Source organism: Streptomyces sp. B1866 (assembly GCF_031932565.1).
In the GTDB taxonomy this organism is placed as follows: Bacteria; Actinomycetota; Actinomycetes; order Streptomycetales; family Streptomycetaceae; genus Streptomyces.
In genome coordinates, this window is record NZ_JAVSCF010000490.1 from 1 (window position 1) to 1,807 (window position 1,807).

At 76.0% G+C, this 1,807-nt stretch carries 1 protein-coding gene and 1 pseudogene; one reads left to right on the forward strand and one right to left on the reverse strand.

Features of this window, described 5'->3' with window-relative positions; all coding sequences use genetic code 11:
• Nucleotides 1-297: pseudogene (locus tag RKE29_RS29715) on the reverse strand (CDP-alcohol phosphatidyltransferase family protein); the annotation flags it as partial.
• 487 nt (nucleotides 298-784) lie between these two features.
• On the opposite strand from RKE29_RS29715, the gene galE reads away from it, so the two are divergent.
• Complete coding sequence (galE, locus tag RKE29_RS29720; protein WP_312008814.1) at nucleotides 785-1,771, forward strand: UDP-glucose 4-epimerase GalE; 987 nt, start codon at nucleotides 785-787, stop codon at nucleotides 1,769-1,771.
• Nucleotides 1,772-1,807 lie beyond the last annotated feature (36 nt).

Sequence of the window (1,807 nt, forward strand, 5' to 3'; positions counted from 1 at the left end):
CGCCAGGGCCGCGGCGGCGCGGGCGAGGGCGGGCCGGGCCTCGGGGCGGACCGCCAGGGCGCCGGGCACGGCGGCGGCCGCGTGGCGCGGGTCGGTCAGGGCCAGGCGCAGCGCGTGCCGGTGGCCGGTGAAACGGGCGTCGACCACGGCCACCCGCTCACGCGGGGGTACGGCCGCGAGTTCGGCCGCGGTGATGGCGGCGTTCGCCGCCTCGCGCACGTCGAATCCCAGTTCCCGCAGGTCGTCCGGCAGGGGCGAGCCGACGGGAGGCTGACCGATGAGGATGGCGGTCGACAGTCGAACTCACTCCTTTGGAAAAGCGAGGGCACGAAACGGATCGGACGGACCCGGTACGCGAGGACGGGAGCGGACCGGGACGCGGGGCGGAAAAGGGGGCGGCGAACGGGCGGAAAAGCGGGCGGGAACCGCGGGAGAGGGCGGACGGGACGGGGTCGGTCAGCGGATCGGGACAGCGGGTCGGGGCAGCGGACGAAAGGCGGACGGAAAACGGCACGGGGACGGATGCACAGTGAACGGACGGGGGTCGCACACAGCGGGCCGCCCGGGCGACCGGGAATGGTGGCAGAGGCTATCGGATATCCGCAAGCTTCCGTTAACCATTCATTCACCACACAATCGGGTGAATGCCGCCTGCACCTGGCGCTATCGCCCGAGTCGGACGTCGCGCCCGCGGCGAAAACACCCGATCGGCTGACGCGCCGCGCCCGCCCGGCCGCCGCCGTCTCCCCTGACCGGCCCGGGCGGCGGTCGGTAGGGTGCGGGCATGACATGGCTCATCACCGGGGGCGCCGGATACGTCGGGTCGCATGTCGCGTGGGCCATGGCGCGGGCCGGGGAGCGCGTCGCCGTGCTGGACGACCTGTCCAGCGGGGTGGCCGCGCGGCTCCACGGCGACGGCGTACCGCTGGTGCGCGGCTCCACCCTCGACCGGGAGCTGCTGGACCGCACACTGGCCGGTCTCGGCGTGACCGGAGTGGTGCACCTGGCCGCGCGCAAGCAGGTCGCGGAGTCCGTCGCGCAGCCGCTGCGCTACTACCGGGAGAACGTGCACGGCCTGACGGTGCTGCTGGAGGCCGTGGCCGCCGCCGGAGTGGAGCGCTTCGTGTTCTCCTCCTCGGCCGCGGTCTACGGCACGCCCCAGGCCGACGCCGTCACCGAGGACACCCCCTGCCGCCCGGTGAGCCCGTACGGCGAGACCAAGCTGGCGGGCGAGTGGCTGGTGCGGGCCGCGGGCGCGGCCCACGGCCTGGCCACGGCCTGCCTGCGGTACTTCAACGTGGCCGGGGCCGGGCGGCCGGAGCTGGCGGACACGGCGGTGACCAACGTCGTGCCGATGATGTTCGAGCGGGTCTCCCGCGGCCAGGGCCCGCTGGTCTTCGGAACGGACTATCCGACGCCGGACGGCACGTGCGTGCGCGACTACGTCCACGTGGCGGACGTCGCCTCCGCCCACCTGGCCGTCGCGCGGCACCTGGCCGGGCGGCGCGGCGCGGGCGACCTGACGGCCAACGTGGGCACCGGGCGCGGCGTGTCCGTGCGCGAGCTGGCCGATCTGGTGTGCGAGGTCACCGGCCGGCCGGACCTGGCGCCGGTGGCCGGACCGCGGCGGCCGGGCGACCCGGCCCGGGTCGTCGGGTCGGCCGCGCGGATCGGGGCCGAACTGGGCTGGCGGGCCCGGCACTCGGTACGGGAGATGGTCGAGTCGGCCTGGGAGGGCTGGCGGCTGCGGCACGGCGCGGGCGGCGGCTGACCCCCGCCCGCCCCGGCCGCCGCCCGCCCCACGCCG

Excerpts from the sequence above, each read along its gene's own strand:
- galE (WP_312008814.1), top strand. The coding sequence starts at position 785 with ATGACATGGCTCATCACCGGGGGCGCCGGATACGTCGGGTCGCATGTC.